The organism is Sedimenticola sp. (genome assembly GCF_050289425.1).
Lineage (GTDB): Bacteria > Pseudomonadota > Gammaproteobacteria > Chromatiales > Chromatiaceae > Sedimenticola.
This window is the reverse complement of sequence record NZ_JBNKFS010000079.1, coordinates 1-557: the sequence shown is the minus strand read 5'-3', so window position 1 is coordinate 557 and position 557 is coordinate 1. Positions and strand designations below refer to the sequence as shown.

General features: G+C 37.5%; 1 protein-coding gene. It reads right to left on the bottom strand.

The window, feature by feature from the left end; translation table 11 throughout:
- Window positions 1–268 precede the first annotated feature (268 nt).
- Window positions 269–557, bottom strand: a 289-nt coding sequence (locus ACQY5R_RS18295) for a DUF4216 domain-containing protein (RefSeq protein ID WP_428610722.1), incomplete at its 5' end; no start/stop codon positions are given.

Genomic DNA, 557 nt, shown 5'->3' with positions numbered 1-557 from the left:
TTCACACAAATATACAATGAAAGTCAAATTTTCACACAAATGGCCATATATTTACACATTGAGCATATTTTACACAATCATTTGGCTACTTTCCATTGCAGTCTTGGTTTTTTTAAAAATTCTTGACTTTTTCATGGTGGTGGTTGTGCAAGTATGGAGCTTCATTGGCCGATGGTATTCTTGGCTTGATCATCGAGGTGACAAAAGGAGGAATCTCATCAAATTGATCAAACTCTTCCTCAGTGATGACATTCTCGACTCCGACGATTCATCGTTTTCTAGGTATAACCACCTTAAGTCTTTTGTTTGTTGTGTCTGGAACATAGAACACTTGAGCAACGTGTTTTGCTAACACGAAAGACTCCAACTTATATCTTTGATGATTAAGGTAAACGCTAATGAACCCGTACTTGTCTTGTACAACACCCCTGGTTGCAACAACCCAGTTGGAACAGAAAAGTGGAATCTTGAAACCGTGAAAGTAAAGCTCCCAAATCTCTTGTATTTGATCATAGTACATATTTTTATCTTGGCCCGTAGCATCATAAGCATTAACA